The organism is Oceanicaulis sp. UBA6590, from assembly GCF_002433705.1.
Classification (GTDB): Bacteria; Pseudomonadota; Alphaproteobacteria; order Caulobacterales; family Maricaulaceae; genus Oceanicaulis.
This window is the reverse complement of sequence record NZ_DJIQ01000041.1, coordinates 21,504-37,433: the sequence shown is the minus strand read 5'-3', so window position 1 is coordinate 37,433 and position 15,930 is coordinate 21,504. Positions and strand designations below refer to the sequence as shown.

Below are 15,930 nucleotides of genomic sequence, written 5' to 3'. Positions count from 1 at the left end.
CCAAACGAAGGAACTTCTTCTGTAGACTGATGAATTCAGATTTTAATTTCGATTGTTCGGTATTCTATCTGCACCTCAGTTGATGAGGAACACGCGCGACATGTTTGCGCGCGCGGTTTTCCTGAGCCCGCAGGAGCGCTATGTTGGCGCCATGACTCGACGCTTCGACACGCCCCTGCCCCAGATCCTGACCGCGATGATCTTCATCGCGTGCTGGACAATGCAGGTGTGTGCGCAGCCAATGACGCCCGCTGCGGCGGATCATGCCGATGCTCATGCGCATCATCAGACGAGCGCCCACGCCCATCACGGCGCTCCGAGCCAGCAAGCCGATCCCGAGTGCGAGGAGAACGCCCTGTGCGGAGCGCCGCTGGTGCTCAATGACGCGCCCCAGTTCGATCTGCCGGTCATCCTGCCCGAAGCGCCGAAGCCTGACCTCAAGGCGCTGCGTCTGGTGGCGACAAAGGCTCCGGTCTTTGATCCGAACCGGCCACGACCGCCGCCCTGGCCGACCCCGATCCAGCTCTTCACCGTTCAGCTCAACTAGGCCCGGACAGGCGCCCCGCCCCCCTTGGCGGACAATGAACCCTGTCTGTTTGATGAGCTGAACGAGCTGACTGATGATTACGAGACGATCCTGGCTGACCGGCGCCGGCGCGCTGACAGCCGCAAGCCTGACGCCCGGCTGGGCGCAGGCCAGCCGCGCGCTGACCCAGCGCGCCCCCGACGCCCTGACCGGTACGGTCTTCAATCTGGATATCGCCCGCACGCCCTTCCGCGTGGATGGCCGCCGCGATGAAGCGATCACGGTCAATGGCGGCGTGCCCGCCCCACTCTTGCGCTGGCGCGAAGGCGATGAGGTGACGCTCAATGTCACCAACCATCTCGATGTGGACAGCTCCATTCACTGGCACGGCATTCTCCTGCCGTTCCACATGGATGGCGTTCCGGGCGTGAGCTTTCCCGGCATCCGCCCCGGCGAGACCTTCACCTATCGCTTCCGCCTGCGTCAGTCGGGCACCTATTGGTATCACAGCCATTCCGGGCTGCAGGAGCAGGAAGGGCTTTACGGCCCGATCATCGTCGATCCGGCCCATCATGATCCGGTCGGCTATGACCGCGAGCATGTGCTGGTGCTGAGCGACTGGACCTTCCTGTCGCCCGAGGCGCTGTTCAACCGGCTCAAGACCAATCCCGAAAGCCTGAACTATAATCACCGCACGGTCGGTGATCTGGTCCGCGACATGAGCGAGGATGGCGCACGCGCCGCCCTGTCTGATCGCGCCATGTGGGGCCAGATGCGCATGAAGCCCACCGACATCTCCGATGTGGGCGGGGAGACCTATACCTATCTCGTCAACGGCAAGGGACCGGACAGCAACTGGACGGGCCTGTTCGAGCCGGGCGAGCGGGTGCGCCTGCGCATCATCAACGCCTCGGCCATGACGATCTTCAATCTGCGCATCCCGGGCCTCGCGATGAGCGTGGTTCAGGCCGATGGCCAGAATGTCCAGCCCGTCGAAACCGACGAACTTCAGATCGGCGTGGCGGAAACCTATGACGTGGTGGTCACCCCGCGTGAGGACCGCGCCTTCACGATCATGGCTGAAAGCATTGAGCGACTGGGCTACGCCCGCGCCACTCTGGCCCCGCGCGAAGGCATGACGGCTGAGGTTCCCGAGCTGCGTCCCACCCCGCTTCTGACCATGCGCGACATGGGCATGGATCACGGGTCTATGGGGCATGGTTCAATGAGCGGAGACGGCATGGACCACAGCGCCATGGGTCATGACGGCATGAACCACGGGTCTATGGATCACGGCCAGATGGATCATTCCGCGCATTCCGGTCATTCCGCCATGGCGATGGAGGACAGCGCGCCTGTCACCCACAACCATACTGAGGGGCCGGGCGTCGCCAATCTCAACATGGCGCCGATCAGTCGCCTCGATGAGCCGGGGATCGGGCTGGAAGATGTGGACCATCGCGTCCTCACCTATTCCCAGCTGCGCAGCCTGGACACCAATCCCGACCTCCGCGCGCCGGGGCGTGAGATGCAGATCCATCTCACCTCCAACATGGAACGATATATGTGGTCGTTTGACGGCGTGCGCTTCACCGAGATCGACGCGCCCATCATCTTCCATGAAGGCGAGCGCCTGCGGGTCTCTCTGGTGAACGACACCATGATGCCCCACCCGATCCACCTTCACGGCATGTTCTTCGAGCTGGTCAACGGTGGCGGCGATCACAAACCGCGCAAGCACACCGTGATCGTCAAACCGGGCGAGCGTCTGGCCTTTGACGTCACGGCAGACGAGCCGGGCGACTGGGCCTTCCACTGCCACCTCCTGTACCACATGCATGCAGGCATGATGCAGGTCGTCTCGGTGCGCCCGGGTCCGATGGATCATTCAAGCCATCAGGGTCACTCGGCCCATCAGAGCCATTCCGGGCATCACCAGACGGAAGCCGCGCCAATGGATCATTCCAGCCATTCCGGACATGGCGGCGGTCATCAGGGCCATCACGCCCCCGCGTCAGAGCCTGAACCGGCGCCCGCGCACCATAACCACCACTCCGGTCACCATGGCGGAGGCGCCCAATGATCCGCTCATTCCTTCTGGGCGCAGCCTGCGCTCTTATCGCCGCCCCGGTCTTCGCTCAGTCTCACGACAGCGGCCATGACGAACCGCTCTGGAACGCCGCGGACCGGTATTTCGACGCCGATGTGATGGCGCAGGCGCGTCATGACGTGCTGCATCATTCGGGCGCCACGAAGCATTCCATGCTGATGCTAGATCGCTTTGAATGGCAGGACGCGGATGGCGAGACCAGCCTGAAATGGGAGGGCGGCGTCTGGACCGGCGGCGATATCAACCGCCTCGTCATGAACTTCAAGGGCGCGTATCTGCCCGACGAGGACAGCTTTGACGGCGGCGAGGTCGAGCTTCTCTACAGCCGCGCCGCGACCCGCTATTTCAACGTCCAGACCGGCCTACGCCATGAATTCGGCCCGGATGAGACCCAGGGTGTGATCGGGATCGAGGGGCTTGCGCCCTACTGGTTCGAGGTGAACGCCCACGCCTATCTGGGCGGAGAGGCGGGCGCCGCCATCGAGGCGGAGGTGGAGTACGAAATCCTCTTCACCCAGCGCCTGATCCTGCAGCCAGTCGTCGAGACACGCTTTGCCTTCGGTGACGCGCCAACGCTCGATCAGGGCACGGGATTTACCGATGTCGAGGCGGGGCTACGCCTGCGCTATGAAATCCGCCGCCAGTTCGCCCCCTATGTGGGCGTCAGCTGGGAGCGCAAGCTGGGCGAAACCGCCAGCCTCGCCCGCTCCATGGGCGATGAGGTGGAGGAAACCGCCCTCCTCGCCGGTGTGCGCATCTGGTTCTAACGAGAAAGGCCCCGGCAATGCCGGGGCCTTTTCATGTCGTGAGGCCTGAGCCTACTTCGCCCGCTCCATCACGCAGACATAAAAGCCGTCCGTGCCGGTGCGGTGCGGGGTGAGCTGGATCGCGCCGAAGCGGCCCTCGAGGACTTTGAGGCGCTCTTGCGCGCCTTCGGCGAGGCGACCGGACTGGGCTATGGCGTCGCTCGCGGGCACGGGCGTGAATTCGGGGTGCGACTCAAGGAAGGCCGCGACGCGGTCTTCGTTCTCTTCGGGCAGGACCGAGCAGGTCACATAGACAAGCCGCCCGCCCGGTTTGACGAAGCGCCAGGCCTTGGACAGAACCTCGTCCTGTTCGGACTGACGGCGTTTGAACGCCTCTTGCTTGAGACGCCATTTGCTGTCGGGGCGACGCCGCCAGGTGCCCGAACCCGAGCACGGCGCATCCATGAACACGCAATCAAGCTTGCCTTCGAGATCGCCCAGCGTTTCGGCTTCCTTGCCGTCGCGCACCTGTACATTGCGCGCGCCCGAGCGTTGCAGACGCGGCCAGATCGCGCGCAGGCGGCGTCCGTCATAATCCCAGGCGTAGAGCTGGCCGGTGTTTTCCATCAGCGCCGAAAGAGCCAAAGTCTTGCCGCCCGCGCCGGCGCAATAGTCAAGCACCTGCGCGCCCTTGATATCGCCCGCCGCCAGCGCGGCGAGTTGGGAGCCGATATCCTGCACCTCGACCCAGCCCTTGCCGAAAGCGGGGATGCTTTCCGCCCCCGGCGCCTTGGCGCGCGGATCGGTTTCGGGGATGCGCAAGCCATCAAGCGTCAGGTCCGAGACTTCAATGGTTTTGATCTTGGAGGACACCGCGCCGAAGGCCTTGTCCGGCTCGGCTTTCAGACGGTTGACCCTGAGATCCACCGGCGCCCGACCCGCCATGGCCTGACCTTCGGCGGCGGCATCCGCGCCATAGGCGCGCTCAAAACTCGGCCCCAGCCATTCAGGCACATCGGCGAGGATGTGAAGCGGCGTATCCTCAGGCGCGCCGTTTGACAGGCCCGCAATCTCGGCCTCGGTCAGCGGATCGGGCGCATGCTCATCGCCCTCAAAAGTCGCAGAGATGGCAGTTGCATCCATGCCCCAGGCATAGCTGAGCGCGCCCAGCACCAGCGCGCGCGGCGTATCCTCGCCCATCACATGGCGCAGAAAGCCCCGGCGGCGCAGCGCGTCCAGCACCAGGCCCGACATCCAGGCGCGATCGCCCGACCCCGCAAAGCGGTGCGCCTTGCCCCAGTCACGCAGGGCGTCCTTCACCGGCTGGTGCCGGTTCATGACCGCGTCGAGCACTTCAATGGCGCCGGCGATCCGTCCTGCGTCACGCATGGGGTAGTCTCTCTTTTCTTTGGCCCTGCGGGCCGTTGTCAGTTCGGCCTCGTCGGCCGGCGCGCGGTCGCGCTTGCGGAGCAAAGCTCCGGGGGAGCGCCCTGATACACAGGCGCGGCGCAAGTTTCACGCGCTTCCCTCATCACGTCAAAAGCCCGGCGGCAAGGCCCGGCATGATCCCAAGGGAAGCTTTAACGCTGAACCTGTTCAAATTCAGACCTGAAAGACACATAATCGAGCGTGCCCGCCCCTCCACCTGGCGAACGCGCTCAGGACGGAGACGAGACAATGCCCAAATACGCCGCCTTCGCCGCCCTCCACGCCCCCGGCTCTCCCCTTGTGCTGTTCAATGCCTGGGATGCAGGCAGCGCCCTCGCCATCGAGCGCTCCGGCGCCAAGGCCATCGCCACATCGAGCTGGGCGGTCGCCGCCGCGCTTGGTTTCGAGGACGGGGAATCCCTGCCGCTCGAATGGCTGGAACGGATCACCCGCCGCATGGCCAAGACCATCTCCGTGCCGCTGACCGTCGATATCGAGACCGGCTATTCGGAAAACCCTGCCGAGGTCGCCGACCACGCCTTGCGCGTGCGCAATACCGGGGCTGTCGGCATCAATATCGAGGACCGGGATCGCAAGACCGCCAGCCCGGTTCTGATCGAGAAATTCACCGCCAAGCTGCGCGCCATTGTCAGCGCCCAGGCCTCAGAAGGCGAACCGCTCTTCATCAACGCCCGCAGCGAAGTCTTCTTTGATCCAGAAGACCCCAGCCATCACAGCGAACGGATCCATCATGCGGTGGAGCGCGCCCACGCGTATGTGGATGCGGGCGCGGACGGGGTTTTCTTCCCCGGTCTCAAGGATCCCGACCTCGTCGCGAAACTGGTCGAGCGGATCGGCGCGCCCATCAATGTCATGGTGGGCGATATGGATCAGCTCCGGATCATGAAAGAGGCCGGCGCGCGGCGCCTGAGCTTCGGCCCCGCCCCCTATATCGCGGCCATGGAGATGCTGACCGAGCGCTCTCGCGCGGCGCTGGCGCTCTGAGCCCGATACAAAAAAGCCCGGCGAACGCGCCGGGCTTTTTCGTTCAGGACCAGTCCCATGCCTAGGACGGCGTGGGATAGTTCGGCGCTTCGCGAGTAATCGTCACGTCATGCACGTGGCTTTCCTTCAGACCCGCATTGGTGATGCGCACGAACTCGGCCTTCTGCTGGAAGTCCTTGATCGTCCTGGCGCCGGTATAGCCCATGGCCGCACGCAGACCGCCCACCATCTGGTGCAGGATCGGCGCGACCGGGCCCTTGTACGGCACCTGGCCTTCAATGCCCTCTGGCACAAGTTTCATGCGGTCGGTGACTTCCTTCTGGAAATACCGGTCCGCCGAGCCGCGCGCCATGGCGCCGACAGAGCCCATGCCACGATAGGATTTGTAGGCCCGCCCCTTGTAGAGGAACGTCTCGCCGGGCGCTTCCTCGGTGCCCGCGAGCATCGAGCCCATCATCACGCAATCGGCGCCCGCCGCGATGGCCTTGGCCAGGTCGCCGGAATACTTGATCCCGCCATCCGCGATGATCGAGCCGTCAAACCCGTCGGCTGCGCGGCGGCATTCCATGATCGCGGTCAGCTGGGGCACGCCCACGCCCGCGACAATGCGGGTGGTGCAGATCGAGCCCGGGCCGATGCCCACTTTCACCGTGTCCGCACCCACATCAAACAGGGCGCGCGCGCCGTCATAGGTGGCCACATTGCCCGCCACGACCTGGGTCGAGTTCGACGCGGCCTTGATGCGCCGAACCTGCTCGAGCACCGAGGCGGACATGCCATGCGCGGTGTCGATGACGACCGCGTCCACGCCCGCATCGATCAGCGCCTGGGCGCGTTCAAAGCCGGCGTCGCCCACCGTGGTGGCCGCCGCGACGCGCAGACGGCCGTGCTCGTCCTTGGCGGCGTTGGGATAGGCTTCGGCCTTGACCATGTCCTTGACGGTCATCAGACCGACGCAATGGCCCTCATCGTCCACAACCAGCAGGCGCTCGATGCGGTGCTTGTGCAGGAGACGACGGGCTTCGCCCTGATCCACGCCCGGCTTCACCGTCACCAGACCCTCATGGGTCATCAAAGAGGAGACCGGCTGGTTCATGTCATCGGCGAAGCGGACATCGCGGTTGGTGATGATGCCCACCAGCTTGCCGTTCACGCCCTCGCCGCCCTCGACGACCGGGATGCCGGAAATCTTGTGATGGTTCATCAGCGCCTGAAGCTCGGCCAGGGTCGCCTTGGGCGAGATGGTGATCGGATTGACCACCATGCCGCTTTCATACCGTTTGACCCGGCGGACTTCTTCGGCCTGCTCTTCATTGGTCAGATTGCGGTGGATCACGCCGATACCGCCATCCTGGGCCATGGCGATCGCCAGACCGGCTTCGGTCACCGTATCCATGGCGGCCGAGAGGATGGGAATGTTCAGGGTGATGGACGGCGTCAGCCGGGTCTGCACCAAAGCGTCAGCGGGCAAAACCTCAGACGAACCGGGCTGCAAGAGCACGTCGTCAAAGGTAAGCCCCTCGCGAATCTGCATGGGGAGGCCTCCTTGTCTCTTGCGGGGCCGCTTTAGCAGGTTTGAGCCTGAGCGCAAGGCTGTTTAGCCGCATCCCACCATGGATTGCTCCATATCGCGCACGGCGTTATGGTAAACCAACCTGAGCGCGAAATTCGCGCATTCCCCTGTCAGGTATAAGGAATTTTGCATGCGACGCGTTGCGGTGATTGACGATGACCCGGTCGAGATGACAATTCTGTCAGGTCTCGCCGAGCACGTCCCCGGTTCTTTCGAGTTTGACCATTACAGTTCAGTCAACGCCTTCTGCGAAGACAGCAAGGCCTCCGGATACGACCTTGTCTTCCTGGACCGACGGGTTCCGCCCCATAGCGACTATGTGGAAAGCCTGCCGGTTCTGGAAGGGTGCGGCTTTGAAGGCATCGTGGTGATGCTCACCGCCCGTCGCCTCGGCCCGGGAAAGCCCAAAAGTCGGCTGCGCCTTCTGGGCCCCTATGAGAAGCTCGACATCCAGGACCCCGAGGTCATGGAATACCTTCTGAACGGTCGTCCGGCGCCAGGTCTGTAGACTAGGCTTTCGCGCTGACCGGTTCCGGCCCGGTCCACGTATCGCGCACCTCGCGATAGAGCGGGTCCGGCACAAGGTTCAGACGCGCCCGCGCCTCTTCCAGCGGCAGATGCAGATACTGGGTCAGGTCCGTGGTCACCAGGTCCCGGCTTTCCCGCGCCATGCGCCTGGCGTTCGCCATCATGCGCCCCACGGGCCATTGCCAGATCTCCGAGCGGATTCGCAACCCCGCGAACATGCCCAGAAGGCGGGAACCGCGTGTGCCGTTCTGATTGCCGTTGAAGGTCAGCAAGAGCGCTTCGCCCAGCGGGTCCCGACCATAGCCTGTGAGGACATGGTGCAGGTCATGCGCCAGATGCAGCGTGTAGGTCATCGACGCAAACTCGGGATACTCCGCCTCAAGCTGGGCATAGAGCTCCGGCGCATTCTCGACCGCCGCCTCGTGCACGCCGAGCGGATTGAGATTCTCACTGTCCAGATAATGCAGATAGGCGGCGGCGAAGGTGCCGCGCCCGTAGGATTCCAGCGTCTTGCGATCCAGCATCACATCGGCGAACCGGGTCCGGTCCTCGATCTGGCTGCGACCGAAATCGGAATTGGCGAACCGGTTGACGATATGGCCCATGGAGCGCCCGTTCACCGCCCGGAAAAAGGCGAAGACATAGCGCGTGTCATCCCGGTCCCCGACCAGCCCCCAGAAGGCCTTCCAGGCGCGGATCGGGTTGAAGGGCTCCCACGGATAGGGCGGGCATGCCGTCTGCTGGTCTGTCATGTCGATCCTCCCGGCGGTCTTTTCCATACCGCCCTGCATGGGAGTATCCACATATGAATGAAAACGCCAAGCCAAAAGTGAACGGCGTTTACTTTTGTTCGGGCGCGCCCTTGGTCTCCGGTCTGAAACCGGTGGCGAGCAGGAAGGTTTCCGCACTTTCCGACCGGCTGGCCGGCGGCTTGTAATGGCGCACCTTCTCGAACCGGTGCTTGAGAAGGTCCAGCAATTCACCCGTCGCGCCGCCCTGAAAGACCTTGGCGATGAACCCGCCGCCGGGCTTGAGCACATCCAGGGCGAAATACGCCGCCGTCTCCACCAGCGCGACAATGCGCAAATGGTCCGTGGACTTGTGCCCGGTCGTCCAGGGCGCAAGGTCGGAGATCACCAGATCGGCCGGCCCGCCCAGCGCGGCCTTCAGCTTGTCCTCGGCGCCCTCTTCGGTGAAATCGAGCTGCATCAGGATGGCGCCCGCGATCGGTTCGATCTCCAGAAGGTCAACGCCGGCGACATGTTCGGCGCCGCGCTTGAGCGCGACCTGAGTCCAGCCGCCCGGGGCCGCGCCCAGATCCGCCACCCGCATGCCGGGCTTGATGAGGCCGAACTTGTCATCGAGCTCGATCAGCTTGTAGGCCGCACGAGAGCGATACCCCTCCTGCTTGGCGCGGGCCACATAGGGGTCATTGAGCTGTCGCTCTAGCCAGAGCTTGGAGGAGTATTTGCGGCCCCGCGCGGTTTTTACGCGCGTTCGGAACTGCTTGGCCGAGCGGGCGTCCCCGCCCTTTGTGACAGGGCCGGACCGGCGGCGGCGACGTTCGGGTTCGCCCTCGCCGTTTTCGTCATCCTTGCTCATGGCCGTCTCTCTTCCCGGTTTCAGATGTGGCGGCGTCCGCCCGTTTGCCGGCGCCCCGGCGTCCGCGGCGACGCTTGGGACGCATCAGGTTCAGCAGCATGCCTTCGCGCAGCCCCCTGTCGCCCACCCGGACGCGCTCTGTGGGCCAGGCTTCCATCACCGCTTCATAGATGGCGCAGCCTGCAAGCACCAGATCAGCGCGGTCATGCCCGATGCAGCCCTCCCGCGACCGGCCGGCGCGATCCTGCGTGGCGAGGCGCTGACAGGCGGCGTGGGCCTCTTCAGTGGTCATCCACATCCCGTCGACCCTGTCGCGCATATAGCGCGTCAGGTTCAGATGCACCCCCGCCACCGACGTGACCGTGCCGGACGTGCCCACCATGTGGGCGCGCCCCGCCTCGAAGACCGGTCGCAAGCGCCGCGCGCCCTTGGGCGGCTTGAGATGCTTGTGCGCATACGCCTTCATCTGGCCGTACCATTCAGCCCGGGCGGCGTCATCGGCCTTCCTGGGTTCGGGGAAGCGTTCAGACAGCGTCACCACGCCCAGCGGCATGGAGGACCAGCCGCGCAGCGGCGGACGTCCGCCGCTGTCATAGCCGCCTCGATTGCGCCACTCCGCCAGATCCACCCAGCACAGCTCGGTGGATCCGCCGCCAATATCGACGACGACAGCCGCATCCATGCTTTCATCAAGCAGGTCCAGACTGCCCTGGACCGCAAGACGCGCCTCTTCCTCCGGCCCGATGATCTCCATATCAAGACCGGTCTGGGACTTCACGCGCTCCAGAAAAAGCTCGCCATTCTTGGCCTGTCGACAGGCCTCGGTGGCGATGGCTCGCATCTTGGTGACATTGCGCCGCTTGATGCGTTCGGCGCAGACGCCCAGCGCCTCCACGGCGCGATCCATCGCCGCTTCCGAAAGCTCGCCTGACGCCGTGATCCCCTCGCCCAGACGGACAATGCGGGAATAGGCGTCAACGACGCGGAACCCGCCCCGCGTCCGCCGCGCCAACAACATGCGGCAATTATTCGTGCCCAGATCGATGGCCCCGTAGATCGGGTCCTGGCGGGCGGATTTCCGGCCTCGATTCGGGCGCTGGCGCGCTGGCTCCGAGCCGGCCGCGTCCTTCGCCATGGTTTTCGTCCTCATCGCGCCCGCGGCGATCCTGCAGCGCGCCGGTATGGGCGCCGGCTGACAGGCCTGAGGCGGGCGATACTTCAGTTTGACGTTAAGGATAGCTCGCCTTTCACGCTTGTGAAAGCGCAGAACCCGGCTCTGACAGCGTCAGGCACTGGAATTGCATGTGCTGGCTACTACATTGACGGTCCCGAATTCAGGAGGTCCGGCTTGCGTGAGGCCAAGTTCACAATCGGCGATGTGGTGCGCCACCGTCTGTTCCCGTTCCGGGGCGTGATATTTGACGTCGACCCGGTGTTTGCGAACACCGAGGACTGGTGGCTGTCGATCCCTGAATCGCTGCGACCGGACAAGGACCAGCCCTTCTATCACCTGCTGGCGGAAAACGAGGACGGCCATTACGAGGCCTATGTCTCTGAAGGCAATCTGCTGCCCGACGCCGAGAACGGCGCAGTGGGCCATCCTGACACGGTAGAGATCTTTGAAGGGTTCGACGGCCAGCGCTACACGCTGAAAACCGGCGGCTTCGCGCCCAACTGATCACGCCGCGGCCCATCGAAGGCGCGCGCCGCTCAAGAAAAAGGGGCGCCTGACAGCTCAGGCGCCCCTTCTTGCGTCGAGGTCGGGACCTACTGCCCGACGGTCTCGGGCGCGGCCGGCGCAGTCAGCGGGACCGACGGCGTGGTCTGGGCCGCCATCATGCGCTCCAGCTCGGCCAGCGCGCGCTCCAGCTGGTTGTCCCGTCCGGCATTGGTCGCCACCGGGTCGAGATGAATCTCGATATCCGGGGCAACGCCTTCATTCTCCACGCGCCACTCGCCGTCAGGCGTGTAGAAGCGGAAGTAAGGCACCACCAGCGAGCCGCCATCCACAAGGCCTGGATTGGTGGAGATGCCGATCAGGCCGCCCCAGGTCCGGGTGCCGATGAGCGGCCCGATCTCGCGACGGCGGAAGGAATACGGCAAGAAATCCCCGCCCGAACCCGCGTCCTGGTCGATCATCATGACCTTCGGGCCATAGTGAGCGCCGAACGGCGTGTTGTAGGGCAGTTGATCGCCCCGGCTGAGCCAGCCCGCCAGATGGAAGGGTGACAGCACGTCGGTGATGTAATCCGCCGCCTGGCCGCCGCCATTGGAGCGCTCATCAAAGATCAGCGCCTGCTTGTTGGCCTGGGCGTAGTACATGCGGTTGAAGAAGTCATAGCCGGCGCCTGCCGTATTGGGCAGGTAGATGTAGCCGACACGACCATCGGTCGCTTCGTCCACGGCCTGGCGGTTGGCCTCGATCCAGCCCCACAGACGCAGGGCGTTCTCGTTGCCCACCGGTTCGACAATGATGTCGCGCGCATTCCGACCATTCGCCGTATCCGCAACGGTAAGGGTGATCTGGTTATCCACCGTGCCTTGCAGCAGGGCGTGGATGTTGTCCGACGCGGTCAGATCCTGTCCGTTGATGGCCAGGATGAAATCACCGGCCGAGACATCCAGACCCGGAGACGCCAGAGGCGCGGTCAGGAACGGATTCCAGGATTCGCCGGAATAGATCCGCGCAATGCGATACCGTCCGCCTTCCAACGTGAAATCAGCGCCGAGAAGTCCGCCGGGAACGCCCTGCTCACGATGGACGTCGCCGCCGCCGGTCCGGTTATGGCCAACCTGGAATTCGCCGATCATGTCGACCATCAGCGCGTTCAGGTCCTCACGACGGCCCACATGGGCCAGGAGCGGCTCATAGCGTTCGCGCACGCCCTGCCAGTCAAGACCGTGCAGGTCCGGATCGTAGAAATAGGCCGCTTCCATGCGCCAGACTTCATCGAAGATGTGCGCCCATTCCGCGCGCGGATCGATGCGAAGACGCATGCCCGAGGTGTTCAGCCCCTTCAGCTCGAGGCTCGCTCCGGTTTCAGAATGCGCCCAGCCGCCCTCATTGCGGTCAACCAGAATCGTGGAGCCATCCTGGCTGAGAATGAACTGGTTGACGCCGCTTGCCAGTTCGGAGGCTTCCTTTTCCTCGAAATCAAACCGCATCAGGCGGTTCTGCGCGTTCGGGCTTTCTCCGGGCGGCGTGTATTCCGCACCCGGCTGGGCCAGATCTAGGAACAGCAGCGAGCCATCCTTGGCGACGCCGAGATTGGCGTAATTGCGCTCGGCCACCGGCAGCGCCACGATCCGGTCCGACAGGCCGGCCGCATCCACGCGCGTTGCGGCGGCGACGTCCGAATCGTCGTCATCAGACCCGTTCGAGCCGTCATCGGCGTTTTCATCGCCCGTGCCCGGCAGGAGCGGCGAGTCGCCGTTCGCTGCAAGGACCGCCGCGTAGAGGCCGTAACGCACCGGGCGTTCGCGGGTTTGCATGTTCAGCCCGACCTGTTGCGGGCCCACATTCGTGGAGGCCGCGAAGTACAGATAGGCCCCATCGCGGGAGAAGGCCGGCGCGCCGACATCCGCCATGCCGTCAGACACGGTGATCCGGGTTCCGTCCTCCAGATTGTACAGCACGAGGTCGCGCAGGAAGTTGGCCTGCTCGAGCGTGTAGGCGAGCCAGCGCCCGTCCGGGCTGACGGCCGTCTCGAAACCGGACCGGCGCACCTCGGTGGCCACTCGCGTCGAGCGACCGGTCTCAAGGCTCAGGACATAGAGGTTGAGCAGATGGTCGGTGTAGACGATCCGGTTCGTCTCCGGCGTCCATGACTGCAGGAAGTAGAAGGAATCCTCTGCACCGCCGAGCGAGAGCGTTCGCGGGCTCTCAAAGCCCCGCTGATCGACAACCGTGAGCTGCTGGGCGCCGCCGGCATCCGTGATATAGGCTACGCGATTGCCGTCCGGAGACCAGATGGCGGTGTATTCGCGTACGCCGGACGTGCTTGACACATTGCGGGTGGAGCCTTCGTCCAGCGGCACCGAGAACACCTCGCCGCGCGCCGTGATCAGCGCACGCTGACCGGTCGGCGACAGGGCTGCGGACTGGATGGTGCTGGCGGCGTTTTCCCAACGCGGCGCCAGCTGGGGCAGATCGGCGTTCAGGGATACGCGAATCTCGCTGACCTGACCGGTGGCGACATCATAGCGCTTGAGACGGCCGCCCGCCTCAAAGACCAGGGTCTGGCCGTCAGAATCCATCCAGCGGATGTCCCAGGGCGCCTCGTCATGCAGACGGGTGCGCTCACCGGTTTCGGGATCATAGCTGTAGAGGGCGAGCTGTTCGCCATCCACATCCGAGAGATAATAGACCAGGTCGCCGACCCAGATCGGGTAGAATTCATTGATCCGGTCGCTCTCCAGAAGCGTCGAGCTTTCCCGGTCGGCGGAGAGGATGCGGATGGTGCCGGTGGAGCCGCCGCGGTGGATCCGCCAGCCCGAGCCGCCATCTGTGAAGAAGGAATGGGCCAGACGCGTCGGGTGATAGGCCAGGCGGCCATCTGCGCTCATGTCGCCGATCACGAAACGGGCGTCCATTTCCTTGCGCGGATAGCCTTCGCCCGGCGCGATCGACCAGAGCTGGTCGGAGCGTCCGTGATTGACCTCGCGATGGGAGGCGAACAGGACGCGTCCGTCAGGCGACCAGCCCGTGACCTGATCATTGCCCGGATGCCAGGTGAGCCGCTGGGGCTGACCGCCCGTGATCGGCATCACATAGACGTCCTGATTGTTCTCATAATCGGCGGTGAACGCCACCATCGTCCCGTCGGGGGAGATGTGCGGCGAGCGCTCGTCGGCCGCATGGGAGGTCAGACGAACCGGATCACGTCCGTCCAGCCCGGATCGCCACAGATCGCCGGCGTAGACGAAGACCAGCGTGTCTCCGTGAACAGCTGGCATGCGCAGCATCAAGGTCTGATCGTCCTGGGCCGAGGCGGCGGACGCCGCAAGGCCCAGAGCAGCGGCGGCAACCCCGCCGATAAGATGTTTCATGGTGGTCTCCCCTAGCGCATATCGTTGGATGCACGCGATGCGCCGCCCTCTTAAGGCAGCCTTATGCGGCAAGTTTGCCCACGCCAATGGGGGACGCAAGGAAAGAAAGATGACCAAACAGAAAGGAAAAAAGTCCGTACAAGGTGCTGTCTTTCAGGATCGCGGACGCTGCAAACCCGCCCCTCAACCGCTGTGAATCCGGTGAAGACCGCCAAGGCCCGCTGCCGCAAGCCCATGCAAGAAGGGCCGCGCGCGAGCGTTCGCGGCGGCCCTGATCCTCACGGCGTTCAGACTCGCGCCCGTCGCTTCTAGCCCTCGTAACGGACCACTTTCTGCTCGATCGCGCCGAAGATGGACTTGCCGTCCTTGTCCAGCATCTCGATGCGCACGGTGTCGCCCGGGGTCATGAACGGGGTCTTCGCGGCGCCGTCATAGATCGTCTCGATCATGCGGATCTCGGCAATGCAGGAATAGCCCTTGCCGCCTTCCGCGACCGGCTTGCCGGGACCGTCGTCCAGCTTGTTGGAGATGGTGCCCGACCCGACGATGGAGCCCGCCGACAGCGGACGAGTTTTCGCGGCGTGTGCGACCAGCTGGGCGAAGTCGAAGGTCATGTCGACCGCGCATTCGGGTTCACCGAACTTGTTCCCGTTCAGCCAGGAATGAAGCGGCAGGTGCACCTTGCGGCCATCCCAGGCGTCGCCCAGCTCGTCCGGCGTCACCGCGACCGGTGAGAAGGCGCTCGGCGGCTTGGACTGGAAGAAACCAAAGCCCTTGGCGAGCTCGCCCGGGATCAGCCCGCGCAGGGAGACGTCATTGACCAGCATGATCAGACGGATCTGCTTGGCGGCGTCGTCCGCGCTCAGCCCCGCCGGGCCGTCACCGGTGATGACCGCGACTTCGGCTTCAAAGTCACAGCCCCAGCTGTCATCGCCCAGCGGAATGTCCTGACGCGGCGCCAGGAACTTGTCCGAGCCGCCCTGATACATCAGCGGATCGGTCCAGAAGCTGTCGGGCAGCTCCGCGCCGCGCGCCTTGCGCACGAGTTCCACGTGATTGACGTAGGCCGAGCCGTCCGCCCACTGGAACGCCCGCGGCAGGGGCGACAGAGCTTCGCGCTCATGGAAGCGCTCGCGCGGGATGGATTCGCGTTCGAGCTCATCGGCCAGCGAGCGCAGGGCCGGCTCCTTGGTCTCCCACGCATCGAGCGCGGCCTGCAGGGTCGGCGCGATATGGCTGGCGTCCGCGCACCAAGCGAGGTCCTTGGAAACGACCACCAGGCGGCCGTCGCGTTTTCCATTGTTCAGCGTGGCGAGTTTCATGAGGGGAGCTCTCCGCTAGTGTTGCCGGCGACGCCACAGCG

Annotated in this window: 13 protein-coding genes; 6 read left to right on the top strand and 7 right to left on the bottom strand. The window is 64.5% G+C overall.

The features are described from left to right. The first annotated feature begins 151 nt into the window (after positions 1-151). The 3 genes from B2Z70_RS08840 (at position 152) to B2Z70_RS08830 (ending at position 3,403) form a co-directional block, all read left to right on the top strand. Positions 152-547, top strand: coding sequence for a hypothetical protein (locus B2Z70_RS08840; RefSeq protein ID WP_292982577.1), 396 nt, complete (start codon positions 152-154; stop codon positions 545-547). 73 nt (positions 548-620) lie between these two features. Continuing rightward, positions 621-2,609: a copper resistance system multicopper oxidase gene (locus B2Z70_RS08835; protein ID WP_292982575.1), complete on the top strand. Its 1,989-nt coding sequence runs from the start codon at positions 621-623 to the stop codon at positions 2,607-2,609. Beyond that, on the top strand, positions 2,606-3,403 hold the full coding sequence (locus tag B2Z70_RS08830; protein ID WP_292982573.1) for a copper resistance protein B: 798 nt from the start codon (positions 2,606-2,608) through the stop codon (positions 3,401-3,403). Before B2Z70_RS08835 ends, B2Z70_RS08830 begins: the two co-directional genes overlap by 4 nt. A 51-nt stretch (positions 3,404-3,454) precedes the next feature. On the opposite strand, the gene B2Z70_RS08825 is transcribed toward B2Z70_RS08830, so the two are convergent. After that, positions 3,455-4,771: an RsmB/NOP family class I SAM-dependent RNA methyltransferase gene (locus B2Z70_RS08825; protein ID WP_292982571.1), complete on the bottom strand. Its 1,317-nt coding sequence runs from the start codon at positions 4,769-4,771 to the stop codon at positions 3,455-3,457. Positions 4,772-5,059: 288 nt separating this feature from the next. On the opposite strand from B2Z70_RS08825, the gene B2Z70_RS08820 reads away from it, so the two are divergent. After that, positions 5,060-5,815: an isocitrate lyase/PEP mutase family protein gene (locus tag B2Z70_RS08820; protein ID WP_292982570.1), complete on the top strand. Its 756-nt coding sequence runs from the start codon at positions 5,060-5,062 to the stop codon at positions 5,813-5,815. 61 nt (positions 5,816-5,876) lie between these two features. Here B2Z70_RS08820 and guaB read toward each other — a convergent pair whose 3' ends face one another. Continuing rightward, complete coding sequence (guaB, locus tag B2Z70_RS08815) at positions 5,877-7,349, bottom strand: IMP dehydrogenase (protein ID WP_292982568.1); 1,473 nt, start codon at positions 7,347-7,349, stop codon at positions 5,877-5,879. A 169-nt stretch (positions 7,350-7,518) separates the two neighbouring features. Between guaB and B2Z70_RS08810 the strand changes: the two genes are divergently transcribed. Next, the gene (locus tag B2Z70_RS08810; protein WP_009800486.1) at positions 7,519-7,896 is read left to right on the top strand and encodes a response regulator; all 378 of its coding nucleotides are present in this window, start codon (positions 7,519-7,521) and stop codon (positions 7,894-7,896) included. Position 7,897: 1 nt separating this feature from the next. Here the strand turns inward: B2Z70_RS08810 and B2Z70_RS08805 are convergent, their stop codons facing one another. From B2Z70_RS08805 to B2Z70_RS08795, 3 genes are all read right to left on the bottom strand, one after another. Beyond that, complete coding sequence (locus B2Z70_RS08805) at positions 7,898-8,668, bottom strand: Coq4 family protein (RefSeq protein ID WP_292982566.1); 771 nt, start codon at positions 8,666-8,668, stop codon at positions 7,898-7,900. 88 nt (positions 8,669-8,756) lie between these two features. Continuing rightward, entirely contained in the window at positions 8,757-9,518 is a 762-nt protein-coding gene (locus B2Z70_RS08800) for an RlmE family RNA methyltransferase (RefSeq protein WP_292982564.1), read from the bottom strand. Further along, positions 9,505-10,653, bottom strand: coding sequence for a Ppx/GppA phosphatase family protein (locus tag B2Z70_RS08795; RefSeq protein WP_292982562.1), 1,149 nt, complete (start codon positions 10,651-10,653; stop codon positions 9,505-9,507). Before B2Z70_RS08795 ends, B2Z70_RS08800 begins: the two co-directional genes overlap by 14 nt. A gap of 213 nt (positions 10,654-10,866) precedes the next feature. On the opposite strand from B2Z70_RS08795, the gene hspQ reads away from it, so the two are divergent. Then, on the top strand, positions 10,867-11,196 hold the full coding sequence (hspQ, locus tag B2Z70_RS08790) for a heat shock protein HspQ (RefSeq protein WP_009800490.1): 330 nt from the start codon (positions 10,867-10,869) through the stop codon (positions 11,194-11,196). An 89-nt stretch (positions 11,197-11,285) separates the two neighbouring features. Here the strand turns inward: hspQ and B2Z70_RS08785 are convergent, their stop codons facing one another. Together B2Z70_RS08785 and B2Z70_RS08780 are read right to left on the bottom strand one after the other, a co-directional pair. Next, entirely contained in the window at positions 11,286-14,567 is a 3,282-nt protein-coding gene (locus B2Z70_RS08785; protein ID WP_292982560.1) for a S41 family peptidase, read from the bottom strand. A 308-nt stretch (positions 14,568-14,875) separates the two neighbouring features. Beyond that, positions 14,876-15,889 (bottom strand): fumarylacetoacetate hydrolase family protein, encoded by a 1,014-nt coding sequence (locus tag B2Z70_RS08780; protein ID WP_292982558.1) that lies wholly within the window; start codon positions 15,887-15,889, stop codon positions 14,876-14,878. Between the last annotated feature and the right edge of the window lie 41 nt (positions 15,890-15,930).

What these genes read in the sequence shown, in the direction of transcription:
- guaB (WP_292982568.1), bottom strand. Translation starts at nt 7,349, where the DNA reads ATGCAGATTCGCGAGGGGCTTACCTTTGACGACGTGCTCTTGCAGCCC.
- B2Z70_RS08830 (WP_292982573.1), top strand. Translation starts at nt 2,606, where the DNA reads ATGATCCGCTCATTCCTTCTGGGCGCAGCCTGCGCTCTTATCGCCGCC.
- B2Z70_RS08810 (WP_009800486.1), top strand. Translation starts at nt 7,519, where the DNA reads ATGCGACGCGTTGCGGTGATTGACGATGACCCGGTCGAGATGACAATT.
- B2Z70_RS08820 (WP_292982570.1), top strand. Translation starts at nt 5,060, where the DNA reads ATGCCCAAATACGCCGCCTTCGCCGCCCTCCACGCCCCCGGCTCTCCC.
- B2Z70_RS08840 (WP_292982577.1), top strand. Translation starts at nt 152, where the DNA reads ATGACTCGACGCTTCGACACGCCCCTGCCCCAGATCCTGACCGCGATG.
- B2Z70_RS08825 (WP_292982571.1), bottom strand. Translation starts at nt 4,771, where the DNA reads ATGCGTGACGCAGGACGGATCGCCGGCGCCATTGAAGTGCTCGACGCG.
- B2Z70_RS08835 (WP_292982575.1), top strand. Translation starts at nt 621, where the DNA reads ATGATTACGAGACGATCCTGGCTGACCGGCGCCGGCGCGCTGACAGCC.
- B2Z70_RS08795 (WP_292982562.1), bottom strand. Translation starts at nt 10,653, where the DNA reads ATGGCGAAGGACGCGGCCGGCTCGGAGCCAGCGCGCCAGCGCCCGAAT.
- B2Z70_RS08805 (WP_292982566.1), bottom strand. Translation starts at nt 8,668, where the DNA reads ATGACAGACCAGCAGACGGCATGCCCGCCCTATCCGTGGGAGCCCTTC.
- B2Z70_RS08780 (WP_292982558.1), bottom strand. Translation starts at nt 15,889, where the DNA reads ATGAAACTCGCCACGCTGAACAATGGAAAACGCGACGGCCGCCTGGTG.
- B2Z70_RS08785 (WP_292982560.1), bottom strand. Translation starts at nt 14,567, where the DNA reads ATGAAACATCTTATCGGCGGGGTTGCCGCCGCTGCTCTGGGCCTTGCG.
- B2Z70_RS08800 (WP_292982564.1), bottom strand. Translation starts at nt 9,518, where the DNA reads ATGAGCAAGGATGACGAAAACGGCGAGGGCGAACCCGAACGTCGCCGC.